Origin of the sequence: Streptomyces sp. NBC_01446, from assembly GCF_026340095.1 — a bacterium.
GTDB classification, from domain to species: Bacteria; Actinomycetota; Actinomycetes; order Streptomycetales; family Streptomycetaceae; genus Streptomyces; species Streptomyces aureus.
In genome coordinates, this window is record NZ_JAPEPO010000001.1 from 1,448,061 (window position 1) to 1,464,012 (window position 15,952).

The following is a 15,952-nucleotide window of genomic DNA, read 5'->3' on the forward strand; positions in this document are numbered from 1 at the left end:
CCGTGGGCGGCGCGGCCCCTACGACTGGTCGCGCCGGTGGTACGTCTCGCGGGTGTGCTCGGTGTGGACCCGCATGACCGCCGTCGCGCGTGCCTCGTCCCGCTGCGCGATCGCCGCGATCAGCTCGCGGTGCTCGATCCAGGACTGCTTGCCCCGCATGCGGGCCACCGGCTGGTAGTACCAGCGCACGCGGCGGTCGACCTGTCCGGCGAGCTCGCCCAGGACCACGTTCCCCGCGAGTTCCATGACCTTGGCGTGGAAGGCGGCGTTCGTGGCGACGACGAGTTCGACGTCGCCGTCCGCGACGGCCTGCTCACCTCTGGCGCACAGCTCTTCGAGTGCGGTGATCCCGGGTTTGCCGGCGTTCGCTGCGGCAAGGCGGGCCGCCTCGGCCTCCAGGAGCGTACGGACCGTGAGGAGCTGGTCCGCCTCGTCCTCGGTCGGCTCGTGCACGAAGGCGCCCTGCGCGGGACGGAGATCGACCCAGCCCTCCGTGTTGAGCCGCTGGAGCGCCTCGCGCACGGGCTGCCTCGACACCCCGAGGTGCCCGGCGAGTTCGCTCTCGACCAGGTGCTGGCCGGGCTGAAGTGCACGCGTCGTGATCAGTTCGAGCAGCGCCTCGTAGACCCGCTCGCGCAGCGGTCCGGGGCGCTCGAGCTTGGGCACCGCCCCCTGCGGCAGTCCTGTGGACAACATCGCGGTCCCCCTCCTGTGCAACGGAGAAGCCAGTATGAATTGGCTTTCGTCTACAGTCTACCGAGCACAATGGCCAGTAGGGGCGGGAGTCGGTCTCGTCACACCCGTGAACGCCGCGAAATCACGCCTGCTCAGGGGCAGTGGACGACCTGGCCCGCGTAGGACAGGTTGCCGCCGAATCCGAAGAGCAGCACCGGCTGGCCGCTGCGGATCTCGCCGCGCTCGACGAGCTTGGAGAAGGCGAGCGGGACGCTGGCGGCGGATGTGTTGCCCGAGTCGACGACGTCGCGCGCGACGACGGCGTTCACCGCGCCGATCTTGTCGGCGAGCGGTTCGATGATCCGCAGGTTCGCCTGGTGCAGGACGACGCCGGCCAGATCCGCGGGCGTGTAACCGGCCCGCTCGCACGCCGCGCGGGCCAGCGGCGGCAGCTGCTGCGTCGCCCAGCGGTAGACGCTCTGGCCCTCCTGCGCGAAGCGCGCCGGCTCGCCCTCGATGCGCACGGCGTTACCCATCTCGGGCACGGAACCCCACAGGACGGGCCCGATGCCCGGCTCGTCGCCGGGCGGGCAGGCCTCGACCACGACGGCGCCCGCGCCGTCGCCGACGAGGACGCAGGTGGTGCGGTCCGTCCAGTCGGTGACGGCGGACATCTTGTCGGCGCCGATCACCAGGGCGCGCGTCGCGGCGCCCGCCCGTACGGCGTGGTCGGCGGTGGCGAGCGCGTGCGTGAAGCCCGCGCACACCACGTTGACGTCGAGCGCGGCGGGCGAGGGCACACCGAGGCGGTGCGCGACGCGTGCGGCCATGTTCGGCGAGCGGTCGACGGCGGTGGAGGTGGCGACCACGACGAGGTCGATGTCGTTCGCCGTCAGCCCCGCCGCGGCGAGGGCCTTCGCCGCGGCGTGCGCGGCCAGCTCGTCGACCGGCTCGTCGGGACCCGCGATGTGACGGGTGCGGATGCCCACACGGCTGCGGATCCACGCGTCGTCGGTGTCCACCATGGCCGCCAGGTCCTCGTTGGTGAGGACCCTGGCGGGCTGGTAGTGGCCTACGGCGGTGATGCGCGAACCGGTCATGGGTGGAGTCCCCTCGGTGTTCGAGATGCGGATCCACCAGTCTGGTGAGCGACTCACCGGTACGAGGGCGCGTAAAGCGACAGGATTGGGGCGCCCTGGTTGGAGGGTGCCCCACATCGCCCTGCGGCGTCCGGGGTCTGCCCCGCCCTACCCCGTGAAGAGCTGCCTCGCCTTCTGCACGAGTTCGTACAGGCCGTACACGAGCGGCACCCCGACCCACAGCCAGGCGAACAGGGTGAGCGCGCGACGGCTAGGCGGACTGCCGGCGCTCTGCGGCTGCGTCATCGGTGGCCTCCCTCGGGGCGGGGATGTGGTGGCGGGCGTGGACGGGACGGATCAGCTCGTTCGCGACGAAGCCGACGACGAGCAGGCCGATCATGATCGTGAAGGACAGGCCGTAGAGGTCCTGGCCGTGCTTGCCGGCCTCTTCCTGGCTGTCGGCGACCCGGTTGACGATCAGCGGGCCGAGCACTCCGGCGGTGGACCAGGCGGTGAGCAGCCGGCCGTGGATCGCGCCGACCTGGTAGGTGCCGAAGAGGTCCTTGAGGTACGCGGGGACGGTGGCGAAGCCGCCGCCGTAGAAGGAGAGGATCACCAGCGCGCAGCCGATGAACAGGGGCTTGGAGGAGTCGCCGAAGCGGGCGATCAGCAGGTACATGACGGCGCCCACGCCCAGGTAGAGGCGGTAGACGTTCTTGCGGCCGACCAGGTCGGAGGCGGAGGACCAGCCGATGCGGCCCGCCATGTTCGCCGCCGACAGGAGCGCGACGAAGCCCGCGGCCGCGGAGACGCTGACGGGGGTGCCGCTGTCCTTGAAGAAGTCCGTGATCATCGGGGCGGCCTTCTCCAGGATGCCGATGCCCGCCGTCACGTTCATGCAGAGCACGAGCCACAGGCACCAGAACTGGGGGGTGCGCACGGCGCTGCGAGCCGAGACCTGCACCCCTTCGAGCGGCGCGGGCACCCCTGCCCTGGGCGCCCCTTCTGTACGGGGCACCCGTACGAGCAGTACGCCCAGCGACATGAACACGGCGTACGCGAGTCCGTGCACGAGGAAGGCGAGGGCGATGCCCGAGGAGTCGGCGCCGAAGGACTCCAGCATCTGCGCGGACCACGGCGAGGCGATCAACGCGCCGCCCCCGAAGCCCATGATCGCGATGCCGGTGGCCATGCCGGGCCGGTCGGGGAACCACTTGATCAGGGTCGACACCGGCGAGATGTAGCCGATGCCGAGGCCGATCCCGCCGACGAATCCATAGCCGAAGACGATCAGCCAGAACTGTCCGGTGGCGGCACCGAGCGCGGAGAGCAGGAAGCCGGAGGAGAAGCAGATGAGGGCGACGGTCATCGCCCAGCGCGGGCCGTTGCGCTCGACGAGCGTGCCGCCGAAGGCCGCGGAGAGGCCGAGCATCACGATGCCGAGCTGGAAGGGGAGGGCGCTCTCGGTGCCGCTGAGGTGCATGGCGGACTCGAGCGGGGGCTTGAAGACACTCCAGGCGTAGGCCTGGCCGATGGAGAGATGGACGGACAGAGCGGCGGGCGGAACGAGCCAGCGGCTCCAGCCGGTTGGCGCGACGGGGGGCCTCATGATCCCGAACGTTAGGGAGCCGTACGGGAGTTGGGAAGAGCGCGCACTGGAATCCGTACACGGTATGCGATGCGCCACCTCTTGTCGGCCCATCTTCCATACTGTAGACAATATTCCATCGACAGTCCGACGGTCCTCCGCACTCTCCTCCCGTGAGAGCAGGAGCCCTCGACCGAACGGAGCTCGCCATCGTGAAAGTCGCAGTCCTCGGCGCCGGTGCGATCGGCGCCTACGTCGGAGCCGCGCTGCACCGCGCCGGCGCCGACGTGCATCTCGTAGCCCGTGGACCGCACCTCGCGGCCATGAGGCAGCACGGCGTCCAAGTACGCAGCCCCCGCGGTGACTTCACCGCCCAGGTCCACGCGACCGACGACCCCTCGGGGATCGGCCCGGTCGACTATGTCTTCCTCGGCCTCAAGGCAAACTCGTACGCGGCGTGCGGGCCGCTCATCGAGCCGCTGCTGCACAGCTCGACGGCCGTGATCGCGGCCCAGAACGGCATCCCCTGGTGGTACTTCCACCGGCACGGCGGCCCGCACGACGGGCAGCGCATCGAGAGTGTGGACCCAGGCGGCGCGGTCAGTGCGGTGCTCGCGCCCGAGCGGGCCATCGGCTGTGTCGTCTACGCGGCGACGGAGCTCGAAGGCCCGGGTGTCGTACGCCACCTCGAAGGAACCAGATTCTCCATCGGGGAGCCCGACCGCTCGGTGTCGGACCGGTGCCTCGCGTTCAGTCAGGCGATGCACGCCGGGGGCCTGAAGTGCCCGGTCGAGCCCGAGCTTCGCGGTGACATCTGGATCAAGCTGCTCGGCAACATCTCGTTCAACCCGATCAGTGCGCTGTCCCGGGCGACCATGCGGCAGATGTGTCTGCACGGCGGCACGCGCCGGGTCATCGAGATCATGATGACCGAGACGCTCGCCGTCGCCGGGGCACTGGGCTGCCGGCCGGACATCTCCGTCGAACGGCGCCTGGCCGGGGCCGAGCGCGTCGGCGACCACCGCACCTCGACACTCCAGGACCTGGAGCGCGGCAAACCGCTCGAACTCGACGTGCTGCTCGCGGCCGTCGTGGAACTCGCGGAGATCACCGGCGTCCCGGTCCCGACGCTCCGCACCGTCCACGCCATCTCGGATCTGCTCGCCGACCGCATGAGGAGCGCGGCATGAAGAAGCGGGACCGCACCCCGAAGACATACACCCGCCTCACCCACCCCCTCGTCCGGGACTCACGCGACGAGCCGTTCCGCCGTGCCACCTGGGACGAGGCGCTCGCCAGGGCGGCGGACGGGTTCCGGCGCACCAAGGAGGCGCACGGCCCGGACGCGTTCGCGATGCTGTCCTGCGCGCGCGCCACGAACGAGATGAACTACGTGGCGCAGAAGTTCACGCGCGTCGTGATGGGCACCAACAACGTCGACTCGTGCAACCGCACCTGCCACGCCCCGAGCGTCGCGGGCCTGTCCGCGGCGTTCGGCTCGGGCGGCGGCACCTCCTCCTACGAGGAGGTCGAGCACACCGACCTCGTCGTGATGTGGGGCTCCAACGCCCGCTTCGCGCACCCGATCTTCTTCCAGCACGTCCTGAGGGGGATCAGGAACGGGGCACGGATGTACGCCGTCGATCCGCGCCGCACGTCGACCGCCGAGTGGGCGGAGAGCTGGCTCGGCTTGAACGTCGGCACGGACATCCCGCTCGCCCACGCCGTCGGGCGCGAGATCATCCACGCGGGCCTGCACAACAAGGCGTTCATCGAGCGGGCCACGACCGGCTTCGACGAGTACGCCGAGCTGGTCGAGCCGTGGACCCTCTCCCTCGCCGAGAAGGTCACGGGCGTCCCCGCCGCCGCCATCCGCGACCTCGCGCACGCCTACGCCACCGCCGAGCGCGCCCAGCTGTGCTGGACCCTCGGCATCACGGAGCACCACAACGGCACGGACAACGTACGGGCGTTGATCAATCTGTCGCTGCTCACCGGGCACGTCGGCCGCTACGCCTCCGGCGTCCAGCCCCTGCGCGGACAGAACAACGTCCAGGGCGGCGGCGACATGGGCGCCATTCCCAACCGCCTGCCCGGCTTCCAGGACATCCTCGACGCCGCGCACCGCGTCAAGTTCGAGCGGGCGTGGGGCACGGAGATCCCGCCGCGGTACGGGATGACGCTCACCGACATGTTCGAGGCGATGGAGCACGGCGAGCTGCACGCCGTGTACTGCATCGGCGAGAACCCCGCCCAGTCCGAGGCCGACAGCGAGCAGGCGATACGCCGTCTCGCGGCCCTCGACCACCTGGTCGTGCAGGACATCTTCCTGACGAAGACGGCCGAGATGGCCGAGATGGCCGACGTCGTGCTGCCCGCGACCGCCGCGTGGGCGGAGACGGACGGCACGACGACGAACAGCGAACGGCGGGTCCAGCGCGTGCGTGCCGCGCTCACCCCGCCCGGCGAGGCACGCGAGGACATCGACATCATCTGCGAGGTCGCCGTGCGGCTCGGCCACGACTGGAAGTTCGCCGACTCCGAGGCCGTGTGGAACGAGCTGCGCTCGCTGTCGCCGGACCACTTCGGCATGACCTACGACCGCCTGACGGAGCACCAGGGCCTCCAGTGGCCGTGCCCCGACCTGGAGGTCCTGCCGTCGAGCTTCCTGCACGGGAGGCTGTGGGAGTCGGACCCGGCGCTGCGCGGTCCCGCGGCGCCCTTCGGGCTCGTCGCGCACGACCCGCCGGTGGACCTGACGGACGAGTCGTTCCCGATCCGCCTGACGACCGGCCGGCGCCTCGACTCGTACAACACCGGTGTCCAGAGCGGGGGTTACGCCTCTCCGCTGCGGCGCGGCGAGTACGTCGAACTGTGCCCGGAGGACGCGGAGCGGTACGGCGTCGTGGTGGGCGAGGAGGTGCGGGTGTCGTCGCGGCGCGGTGTCGTGGTGGCGCCCGTGTGGGTCGACCCGGCGCTGCGGCCCGGTCTCGCCTTCATGACCATGCACTTTCCCGACGAGGTGGACACCAACCAGCTGACGATCGAGGCGAACTGCCCGATCGCGGGGACGGCGGAGTTCAAGGCGTCGGCGATCCGTATCGAGAAGCTGCCCGTCGCGGCCGTGAGGAGCTGAGGCACGGAATGGATCTTCACTTCGGCGACAGCAAGCCCACCGACGAGGAACGCGAGGCGGTGGACGCGCTGCTCGGGCCGCCCGGGTCGGCGTGGGAGACGGCCTTCGGTGACTCGACGGTCCGTTCGGACGCGGATCTGCGCTGGGCGCGCGGCGGCCGTGCGGCGCGGGAGCGGCGGGACCTGCTGTTGCCGGGGCTGCACGCGGTCAACGACCGGGTCGGCTGGATCAGCGAGGGCGCCCTCGACTATCTGTGCCGGCGGCTGACGGTGCCGCCGGCGGAGGCGTACGGGGTGGCGACGTTCTACTCGATGTTCTCGGTGAAACCGCGCCCGGCGACCGTACTGCACGTGTGCACGGACGTGGCGTGCGCGGCGAAGGGAGCGGCGGAGCTCTGCGCGGGGGTGGAGGGGCGACTGGGGCTCGGCAGTGGGGTTTCGGTCGAGCGGAGTCCGTGTCTGGGGCTGTGCGAGCGGGCTCCGGCCGCGCTGGTGGTGCGGGCGGGTTCGCCTGCGGCGGGCCCCGGAGGCCCGCCCCCGGACCCCCGCCCCTCGAACGCCGGAGGGGCCGAAAAATCGCATTCGACCGCCGTCGTGGCCCCCGCCACCCCCGAGGCCGCCGTCCTCGCCGCCTCCGCCCCCGAGGCCGCCGAGCCCGAACCGCCCGCCTCCCTCGCCGTCCCCCAGGCCGGGCAGCCCGGCCTCACCCTGCTGCGCCGCATCGGCGTCGTGGACCCCGCCTCGCTCGACGACTACCGGTCCCACGGCGGATACACCGCCCTGCGCCGGGCGTTCGAGCTCGGGCCCGCCGGGGTGATCCGGGAGGTGACCGACGCGGGCCTCGTCGGGCGCGGCGGGGCGGCCTTCCCCACGGGGGTGAAGTGGAAGGCCACCGCCTCGCAGCCCGACCATCCGCACTATCTGGTGTGCAACGCCGACGAGTCCGAGCCCGGCACCTTCAAGGACCGGGTCCTGATGGAAGGGGACCCGTACTCCCTCATCGAGGCGATGACGATCGCCGGCTACGCGGTCGGCGCCCACAAGGGGTACCTGTATCTGCGCGGTGAATACCCGCGCGCGCTACGGCTGTTGGACAACGCGATCGAGCAGGCACGCGCCCGCGGACTTCTCGGTGACGACGTGCTCGGTCAGGGCTACGCCTTCGACATCGAGATCCGGCGGGGCGCGGGCGCGTACATCTGCGGCGAGGAGACCGCGCTCTTCAACTCCATCGAGGGCTACCGCGGCGAGCCCCGCTCCAAGCCTCCCTTCCCGGTGGAGAAGGGCCTGTTCGGGAAGCCGACGGCCGAGAACAACGTCGAGACACTCGTGAACGTGCTGCCGATCCTGACCATGGGCGCCGAGGCGTACGCGGCGATCGGGACGGAGAAGTCGACCGGGCCGAAGCTGTTCTGCGTGTCCGAGAGCGTCGAGCGGCCCGGTATCTACGAGCTGCCGTTCGGCGCGACGCTCGGCGAACTGCTCGGCCTCGCGGGGAAGCCCGGGAACCTGCGGGCCGTGCTGCTCGGCGGCGCCGCGGGCGGCTTCGTGCGCGCCGACGAGATGGACATCCCGCTCACGTTCGAGGGGACGCGCGCGGCCGGCACGACGCTCGGCTCGGGCGTCGTCCTCGCCATCGACGACACCGTGCCGCTGCCGCGCATCCTGTTGCGCATCGCCGAGTTCTTCCGGGACGAGTCGTGCGGGCAGTGCGTGCCGTGCCGGGTGGGCACGGTGCGGCAGGAGGAGGCGCTGCACCGGATCGCCGAGCGGACGGGCGCGGCGGCCGCCGGTGACATCGCGCTGCTCAGGGAGGTGGGGCGGGCCATGCGGGACGCCTCGATCTGCGGTCTGGGGCAGACCGCGTGGAACGCCGTGGAATCCGCCATCGACCGCCTGGGGGCGTACGAATGACCGCCATACCGCTGGGAGTGCCGCGCCGTCTCGTCGAGTTCACGCTGGACGGGCGGGAGGCGCGAGTGCCCGAGGGGTCGACGATCCTGGACGCCTGCCGGGCCGCGGGCAAGGACATCCCGACGCTGTGCCAGGGCGACACCCTCGCGCCGAAGAACGCGTGCCGGGTCTGCGTCGTGGAGGTCGAGGGCGCCCGCACCCTCGCCCCGGCGTGCTCGCGCAAGGCCGAGGCGGGAATGGAGGTGCGCACGGACACGGAGCGGGCCCGGCACAGCCGCAAGGTCGTCCTCGAACTGCTCGCCTCGTCCGTGAACCTGTCCACGACGCCGCGCGCCGCCGAGTGGATCAAGGAGTACGAGGCGAAGCCCGACCGGTTCGGACCGAACGCGGCGCGTGTGGACGAGGAGCCGCGCGTCGACAACGACCTGTACGTCCGGGACTACGACAAGTGCATCCTCTGCTACAAGTGCGTCGACGCGTGCGGTGACCAGTGGCAGAACACGTTCGCCATCTCGGTCGTGGGGCGTGGCTTCGACGCCAGGATCGCCGTGGAGCACGACGCTCCGCTGACGGACTCGGCGTGTGTGTACTGCGGCAACTGCGTCGAGGTGTGCCCGACGGGCGCACTGTCCTTCAAGTCGGAGTTCGACATGCGGGCGGCGGGCACCTGGAACGAGGCGGAGCAGACGGAGACGACGACGGTGTGCGCGTACTGCGGAGTGGGCTGCAACCTCACTCTCCATGTGCAGGACAATGAGATCGTCAAGGTCACCTCGCCGCACGACAACCCGGTGACCCACGGCAACCTCTGCATCAAGGGCCGCTTCGGCTATCAGCACGTACAGAACCGGGACTGATCGACACATGGGACGAGTCACGGAACGACGCAAGGTGCTCCGCATCCGGGACGGGCAGGTCTCCAGCAGGCCCGACACGCTCGTCGCCGAGGAGCCGCTGGAGATCCGGCTCAACGGCAAGCCCCTCGCCATCACGATGCGCACCCCGGGCGACGACTTCGCGCTCGCGGCGGGGTTCCTGGTCAGCGAGGGCGTCCTCGGCGCGACGGAGGAACTGCAGAGCATCGTGTACTGCGCGGGGGCTACCCAGGACGGGACGAACACCTACAACGTCGTCGATGTGCGGACCGCTCCCGGTGTGGTGCTGCCCGACATCACGCTCGAACGCAACGTGTACACGACGTCGTCGTGCGGCCTGTGCGGGAAGGCGAGCCTGGACGCGGTGCGTACGCAGACCCGGTTCGCGATCGACGACACTCCCCCGGTCCGGATCGAGCCCTCGCTCCTGGCGAGCCTCCCCGACCGGCTGCGCGAGGCCCAGCGGGTCTTCGACCGGACCGGGGGTCTGCACGCCGCGGCGCTGTTCTCGGAGGCCGGGGAACTGCTCGACATCCGTGAGGACGTGGGCCGGCACAACGCGGTGGACAAGCTCGTCGGGCGCGCCCTCCAGAGCGGCGGCCTTCCGCTGTCCCGCGCGATCCTGCTCGTCTCGGGCCGCGCCTCCTTCGAGCTCGCGCAGAAGGCGGTGATGGCGGGCATCCCGGTCCTCGCGGCCGTGTCCGCGCCGTCGTCGCTCGCGGTCGACCTGGCCGCCGAGACCGGCCTCACGCTGGTCGGCTTCCTGCGCGGGCCCAACATGAACGTGTACGCGGGAGAACACCGCATCGCCCTGCGGGCCGTGGCCGCCCAGGGCTGACCGGATTCCCCGCGGCACGGCGACGGGGCCCGGATCCGGCGGGGAGCGCCCCCTGCGCCGGCCGGGCCCCACGCGCCGACGCCCCGGCATCCCCGTTTCCTACGTGCCCGGCTCGCCGGATATCCGCCCCAGCATGTCCATGAACGCGGCGCGCTCCTCGGCCGAAAGCGGCGCCAGGAGCGCGGCGTTGGCGTCCCTGGCGCTCATCGCGCGGGGGAAGCCCGAGACGTACGAACGGTGGCGCAAAGAGCTGTGGCGGCTGTTCTTCGAGGGGGCTCTGCGGCCCGTGGTGCACGCGGAGTTCGCCCTGGAGGACGCGGCGCGGGCTCACGAGGTCATCGAGGGGCGCGCCAATCTCGGCAAGGTCGTCCTGATCCCCTGATGCACGGTGCTTGTGGCGTGCCGAGCGTCCCAAGTAGCGTCTGTGACCGGACATTGGACGTGGGATGTCTGGATGTCCAGACGCATGAGCCGTGACATCAGCCTTGACATGAGCCGTTGAAGGGTGGCCGCACCATGCCGTCAAGTCTCCGCGTACGTCTGAGATCCCTGGGCACATCCGTCGTCGCGCTGCTCGCCGTCGCCGCGGGAGCCGCACTGCCCGCGCACGCCGCCGAACCGGCCGGCGCGGCGCGTGCGGCCCGAGCGGCCGCGGCGCAGCCGCCGTTCGAGCAGCAGGTCCTCTTCAAGGCTTCCCAGGATCCCGGGTACGCCTGCTATCGCATTCCCGCCGTCGTGAAGACGAAGCAGGGGACGCTGCTCGCCTTCGCCGAAGGGCGGACGAACGACTGTTCCGACGCCGGCGACATAGACATCGTCGTCAAGCGGTCCGAGGACGGCGGCCGCACCTGGAGCCCGCTCCGGGTCGTCAACGAGGGCGCCGGTGACACCCACGGCAACCCCGCCCCCGTGGTCGACCTCAGGACGGGCCGCATCCTGCTCGCGGAGACGTACAACACCGGCCGCACGGACGGGAAGAACTGCGACGTGCCGTGCGACCGCACCCCGCACCTCCAGTACAGCGACGACGACGGCCGCACCTGGTCGGCGCCGCGGGACCTGAGCGACGAGATCCTGCCGAAGGACTGGAACTCCTGGTACGCGACCGGGCCCGTGCACGGCGTCCAGCTCACCCAGGGGCGCCACCGCGGCCGGCTCGTCTTCACCGTCAACGCCGAGACCTGGAACGGCAGTCGCGTCACCGCCAACCACGCCGCGCTCATGGTCAGCGACGACGGCGGCAGCCACTGGCGGGTCGGCGCGAAGGACTCCTGGCCGATCGCGGACGACGGCACCTTCCGGCAGAAGCCGTCCGAGATGACGCTGGCCGAACTGCCCAGCGGCACCCTGTACGTGTCGGGGCGCGAGCAGGACGGCACCGACCTCGGTCACCGCACGCACACATGGAGCCGGGACGGCGGCGACTCGTTCACACGGCGCTTCACGACGATCCCCGACCTCTACACCCCGCAGGTGCAGGGTTCGGTCCTGCGCACCGGCAACCGGCTCCTGCTGGCCTGCCCCGGCGACCCCGACCGGCGCCGGACCATGACCATCCGTTCCTCGTACGACGGCGGGCGGACCTGGGACAGCTTCGACCGCTCGACCGTGGTGACGACCGACTGGTCCGGCTACTCGGACCTCGTGCAGGCGACCCGCGACCAGGTGGGCCTCATGTACGAGGGCGGCGCGGTCGACGCCCGCGACGAGATCCGCTTCGCGCGCTTCACCGAGGACTGGCTGGCGCCGCGCCGCGGCGCCGACCCGACGACGCAGGACCGGGCCCGCCACGCGCGGGACGCGGCCGTGCTCGGCGGCGCCTCCCCGACCGCCGGCCGCTTCGGTGGGGCGCTCTCCTTCGACGGCACGGACGACGCCGTACGGCTCCCGTACAGCGACCGGCTGCCACTCGGCACGAAGGACTTCACCGCGTCGCTGTGGTTCCGCTACTCCGCCACGACCGGTGAGCAGCCCCTGCTGTGGATGGGCGGCATCGGCACCACGCAGCCGCAGGTGTGGCTGCGCGCCGAGCCCGCGAGCAACCGCATCACGGGCCTGATCACCACGCGGGACGGAGCCGCGGCCCCGCGAACGGCCTCGGTGCGCACCACCGCCGCGTACAACGACGGCCAGTGGCACCACGCCGTACTGCGGCGCGGCGGAGGACAGTTGACACTCACCGTCGACGGGACGTCGGTCGGTACGCCCGACGTGCCGGGCTCCGTCAGCCGTAACTCCCCGTTCGGCGTGCACGTGGGCGAACGGATGGACAGCCGGGCACACTTCACCGGCGCGATCGACGAAGTCCGCGTCCAGGACCGGGCGTTGAGCGACGAGGAGCTCAGCACCCCGATCACCACTGTGACCCCGGACACCGTCCTGTGGCTGCCCATGGACCGCGTGCGCGGCGGCCACTAGCGTCCGAAAGGTGCCCGCGGACACGGAGGCGGTGCGCCGCAGGAGCACGGGGGCGGGTCTCGGCCTGCTGCTGGCCCTGGTGTGCGCCGCCGCCCTGCTGACCGCCCTCCCGGACGACGACCGGGAGGGCGGTCGCCCGTGCGCGGCACGCACCGTCGCCTCGTGGTCCGCCGACCCCGGCCTCACGGGCGCGTTCGCCCGCTACGGCGACGACGCGTCGCGGGGCGACGACTGGACGGGCGGCGACGGCACGCACTCGGTGCGCCTCCCGGACGGGCGAATCCTGTGGCTGTTCTCCGACACCTATCTCGGGCAGGTGCACGCACCGCCCAACCCGGCGGGCCGGCCCCACGCCTGGCGGGACATCTCGGCGCCGTTCGTGCGCAACTCGGCCGTGGTGATGGGCCGTTCGGGCACCCTGGAACGCACGCTCCCCGCGCCCCTGTTCCCCGACCCGGCGCCGCAGCAGTGGCGCTGGCCCGTCGCGGCCCGCGTCGAGCCCCGCTCCCCCGGCGCCGCCGAGCAGGTCGTCCGCGTCCTGCTGTGGACCCGAACGACGGGGACGGGTCCCTGGATCTACGGCATGCCCGCCGCCACCGAGGTCGCCACGCTGTCGCTGCCCGGCCTGCGCGTCGAGAGCGTCGTCACGGTCCTCGACCAGCGGGGTGTGCCGGACCCGGCGCGGCGTGTCCTGTTCGGCACGACGGCGCTCGACCGGGGCGGATGGACGTACGTGTTCGGCGGTGACGACGGGCAGGGGGCCACGCGCCGCGCCTATGTCGCGCGGGTGCCGCACGGCCGGCTCGCCGAGCCGGGGGCGTGGCGCTACTGGGACGGCTCGGAGTGGACGCGAGCTCCACGGCCACGGCCGGTCCTCGGCGACGGTGAACGGCGCGGGGTCGGTAGCGCGTTCACCGTCGTGCGCGACGGCGGTACCTACGTCCTGTTCACGATGGCCGCCGGGACCGCGGGCCTGACCCGCGTCTCCTCCTACTGGGCATGTACGCCGACCGGGCCCTGGCACGGCCCCGCGAAGGGCTTCGAGGCGCCGCTGCCGCGGGACGGGCCGCTCCCGCAGGACACGGCCGCGTACAACCCGCAGGCGCACCCCGCGCTCGGCGGTGGTGACGGACGTCTGCTGCTCAGCTACGACGTCAACTGGCTGGACGCGGCGCCCGCCATCGCGCAGGCGCGGGTCAGCGGGAACGTGTCGCTGTACCGGCCGCGGTTCGTGGTTCTGCGGCTCGCTCCCCCTCGCTGACCTGCTCCAGGGGGTCGCGCGCCCGCCGCTTGGCGATCACGGCGCACACCATCAGCTGCATCTGGTGGAACAGCATCAGCGGCAGCACAGCGAGGGACGCGTGCGCCCCGAACAGGACGCTCGCCATGGGCAGTCCGGCCGCCAGGGACTTCTTCGACCCGGCGAACTGGATCGCGATGCTGTCCTCGCGCCCGAAGCCGAGCGCCTTGCCGCCGTACCAGGTGACCGACAGCATCACGGCGAGCAGCACCGCCTCGACGACGAGGAGCCCGCCCAGGCGCACCGCGCTGACCTGGTGCCAGATGCCCTGGACCATGCCCTCGCTGAACGCGGTGTAGACGACGAGCAGGATCGAGCCGCGGTCCACGTAGCTCAGGACCTTCTTGTGCCGCGTGATGAAGGAGCCGACCCAGCGGCGCAGGAACTGCCCGGCGAGGAACGGCACGAGCAGCTGCAGCACGATCTTGACGAGGGAGTCCGCGGAGAACCCGCCGCCGCTGTTGCCGAGCAGCCCCGCCGCGAGCAGCGGCGTGATGACGATGCCGGCGAGCGAGGAGAAGGACCCCGCGCAGATCGCCGCGGGCACGTTGCCGCGGGCCATCGAGGTGAACGCGATCGACGACTGGATCGTCGAGGGGACGAGGGTGAGGAAGAGCAGCCCGTCGTAGAGGGACGGCGTGAGCATCACGGGGACGAGGCCGCGGGCCGCGAGGCCGAGGAGCGGGAAGACGACGAACGTGGCGGCGAGGACGGTCACATGGAGCCGCCAGTGCCTGAGCCCGTCGAGCGCCTCGCGGGTCGACAGGCGCGCCCCGTAGAGGAAGAAGAGGAACGCGACGGCGGTGGTCGAGGCGCCGGACGCGACATCGGCCGCACCGCCACGCGCGGGCAGGAGCGCCGCGAGGCCCACCGTCCCTATGAGCGCCAGGATGTAGGGGTCGACCGGCATCCAGGACGGCCAAGTCAGGCGTTTCACGGGTTCCATGTTCCTTGCTGTCGGTTCAGGTCGTGCCCTCTCCATCGTCCTCCTGATCACCGCGATCGGGAATCCTGCATACCGCACTGACTGTCATCATGTTTCGCGATGGGCGCGGGTAGGGTCGGGGGCATGTACGACCCCTCGCAGCTGCGTACGTTCCTCGCGGTGGCCCAGACGCTGAGCTTCACGCAGGCCGCCCGCCGCCTCGGCCTGCGCCAGTCCACGGTCAGCCAGCATGTGCGCCGCCTGGAGGACGCCACGGGGCGGACCCTGTTCACGCGGGACACGCACACCGTGGAGCTCACGGAGGACGGCGAGGCGATGCTCGGCTTCGCGCGCCGGATCCTGGAGGTGCACGAGCAGGCGTCGGCGTTCTTCACGGGCACGCGGCTGCGCGGGCGGCTGCGCTTCGGGGCGTCGGAGGACTTCGTCCTGACCCGGCTCACCGAGATCCTGGAGGCGTTCCGGCACGACCACCCGGAGGTGGACCTGGAGCTGACGGTCGAGCTGTCCGGGACGCTGCACGAGCAGCTCGACGCGGGCAAGCTCGACCTGGTCCTCGCCAAGCGGCGCCCGGAGGACCCGCGCGGCGAGTCCGTGTGGCACGACCGGCTGGTGTGGATCGGCGCGGAGCGGCTGCGCCTCGACCCGGACCGTCCGGTGCCGCTCATCGTGTACCCGCCGCCGGGCATCTCGCGGGCCCTGGCCCTGGAAGCCCTGGAGCGGCACGGCCGCGCCTGGCGCGTGGCCTGCACCAGCGGCAGCCTCAACGGCCTGATCGCGGCGGCCCGGGCGGGCCTCGGCGTGATGGCGCACTCGCGCGGCCTGATCCCGCCCGGCCTGGTCCGGGTGCCCGAGCGGGCGGGGCTGCCGGAGCTGGGCGAGGTGGACTTCGTCCTGCTGCACGGGCCGCGGCACGCCGGCGCCCAGAGGGACGCGGCGCAGGCGCTGGCCCAGGCGATCCTCGACGGGGGCGACCGGCTGCACCGCAGCCGTTAGGGTCTTCCGTCCGCCACAGGACGGGCCCGCCGTCCGCCGGGAGCGACCGCGTCGGCCGCCGCCAGGGATGGTCGTGAACCGTCCGTGGAGAAATCGGAAGCGACCAGTCCGCCCAAAAAGCCCGCAGCGGACCCCCGGTAACCACCCCGTACAGATTCCGTGGAGATTACGCCACCGAAACTTACTGAACC

Annotated in this window: 13 protein-coding genes and 1 pseudogene; 9 read left to right on the forward strand and 5 right to left on the reverse strand. The window is 71.7% G+C overall.

Going from position 1 to position 15,952, the window contains the following annotated elements; translation table 11 throughout:
* Nucleotides 1-18 precede the first annotated feature (18 nt).
* The 4 genes from OG456_RS06455 to OG456_RS06470 all read right to left on the reverse strand — a co-directional run bounded on the left by OG456_RS06455 (nucleotide 19) and on the right by OG456_RS06470 (nucleotide 3,363).
* On the reverse strand, nucleotides 19-696 hold the full coding sequence (locus OG456_RS06455) for a GntR family transcriptional regulator (protein ID WP_266558092.1): 678 nt from the start codon (nucleotides 694-696) through the stop codon (nucleotides 19-21).
* 131 nt (nucleotides 697-827) lie between these two features.
* Nucleotides 828-1,775 carry a beta-ketoacyl-ACP synthase III gene (locus tag OG456_RS06460; protein WP_266558093.1) on the reverse strand — a complete coding sequence of 316 codons (948 nt, stop codon included), beginning with the start codon at nucleotides 1,773-1,775 and terminating at the stop codon, nucleotides 828-830.
* Nucleotides 1,776-1,922: 147 nt separating this feature from the next.
* Entirely contained in the window at nucleotides 1,923-2,060 is a 138-nt protein-coding gene (locus OG456_RS06465; protein WP_165914588.1) for a hypothetical protein, read from the reverse strand.
* Nucleotides 2,026-3,363 (reverse strand): OFA family MFS transporter, encoded by a 1,338-nt coding sequence (locus tag OG456_RS06470; protein ID WP_266558096.1) that lies wholly within the window; start codon nucleotides 3,361-3,363, stop codon nucleotides 2,026-2,028. The genes OG456_RS06465 and OG456_RS06470 overlap by 35 nt, the downstream gene beginning before the upstream one ends.
* A gap of 191 nt (nucleotides 3,364-3,554) precedes the next feature.
* Between OG456_RS06470 and OG456_RS06475 the strand changes: the two genes are divergently transcribed.
* From OG456_RS06475 to OG456_RS06510, 8 genes and pseudogenes are all read left to right on the forward strand, one after another.
* Nucleotides 3,555-4,532, forward strand: a complete 978-nt coding sequence (locus OG456_RS06475; protein ID WP_266558098.1) for a 2-dehydropantoate 2-reductase — start codon at nucleotides 3,555-3,557, stop codon at nucleotides 4,530-4,532.
* On the forward strand, nucleotides 4,529-6,478 hold the full coding sequence (locus tag OG456_RS06480) for a molybdopterin oxidoreductase family protein (RefSeq protein ID WP_266558100.1): 1,950 nt from the start codon (nucleotides 4,529-4,531) through the stop codon (nucleotides 6,476-6,478). The genes OG456_RS06475 and OG456_RS06480 overlap by 4 nt, the downstream gene beginning before the upstream one ends.
* An 8-nt stretch (nucleotides 6,479-6,486) precedes the next feature.
* Entirely contained in the window at nucleotides 6,487-8,391 is a 1,905-nt protein-coding gene (locus tag OG456_RS06485; protein WP_266558102.1) for an NAD(P)H-dependent oxidoreductase subunit E, read from the forward strand.
* Nucleotides 8,388-9,248 (forward strand): 2Fe-2S iron-sulfur cluster-binding protein, encoded by an 861-nt coding sequence (locus OG456_RS06490; protein WP_266558104.1) that lies wholly within the window; start codon nucleotides 8,388-8,390, stop codon nucleotides 9,246-9,248. Before OG456_RS06485 ends, OG456_RS06490 begins: the two co-directional genes overlap by 4 nt.
* Before the next feature lie 7 nt (nucleotides 9,249-9,255).
* Nucleotides 9,256-10,104, forward strand: a complete 849-nt coding sequence (gene fdhD, locus OG456_RS06495) for a formate dehydrogenase accessory sulfurtransferase FdhD (protein ID WP_266558106.1) — start codon at nucleotides 9,256-9,258, stop codon at nucleotides 10,102-10,104.
* 196 nt (nucleotides 10,105-10,300) lie between these two features.
* A pseudogene (locus OG456_RS06500) lies at nucleotides 10,301-10,486 on the forward strand (zinc-binding dehydrogenase); the annotation flags it as partial.
* Nucleotides 10,487-10,620: 134 nt separating this feature from the next.
* Entirely contained in the window at nucleotides 10,621-12,522 is a 1,902-nt protein-coding gene (locus OG456_RS06505; RefSeq protein WP_266558108.1) for an exo-alpha-sialidase, read from the forward strand.
* Between the two features lie 10 nt (nucleotides 12,523-12,532).
* Nucleotides 12,533-13,783, forward strand: a complete 1,251-nt coding sequence (locus tag OG456_RS06510) for a DUF4185 domain-containing protein (RefSeq protein ID WP_266558110.1) — start codon at nucleotides 12,533-12,535, stop codon at nucleotides 13,781-13,783.
* On the opposite strand, the gene OG456_RS06515 is transcribed toward OG456_RS06510, so the two are convergent.
* The gene (locus tag OG456_RS06515; protein WP_266558112.1) at nucleotides 13,719-14,759 is read right to left on the reverse strand and encodes a bile acid:sodium symporter family protein; all 1,041 of its coding nucleotides are present in this window, start codon (nucleotides 14,757-14,759) and stop codon (nucleotides 13,719-13,721) included. The genes OG456_RS06510 and OG456_RS06515 overlap by 65 nt on opposite strands.
* 132 nt (nucleotides 14,760-14,891) lie before the next feature.
* Here OG456_RS06515 and OG456_RS06520 point away from each other — a divergent pair, with 132 nt between their 5' ends.
* Nucleotides 14,892-15,761 (forward strand): LysR substrate-binding domain-containing protein, encoded by an 870-nt coding sequence (locus OG456_RS06520; RefSeq protein ID WP_266558114.1) that lies wholly within the window; start codon nucleotides 14,892-14,894, stop codon nucleotides 15,759-15,761.
* The last annotated feature ends 191 nt before the right edge of the window (nucleotides 15,762-15,952 follow it).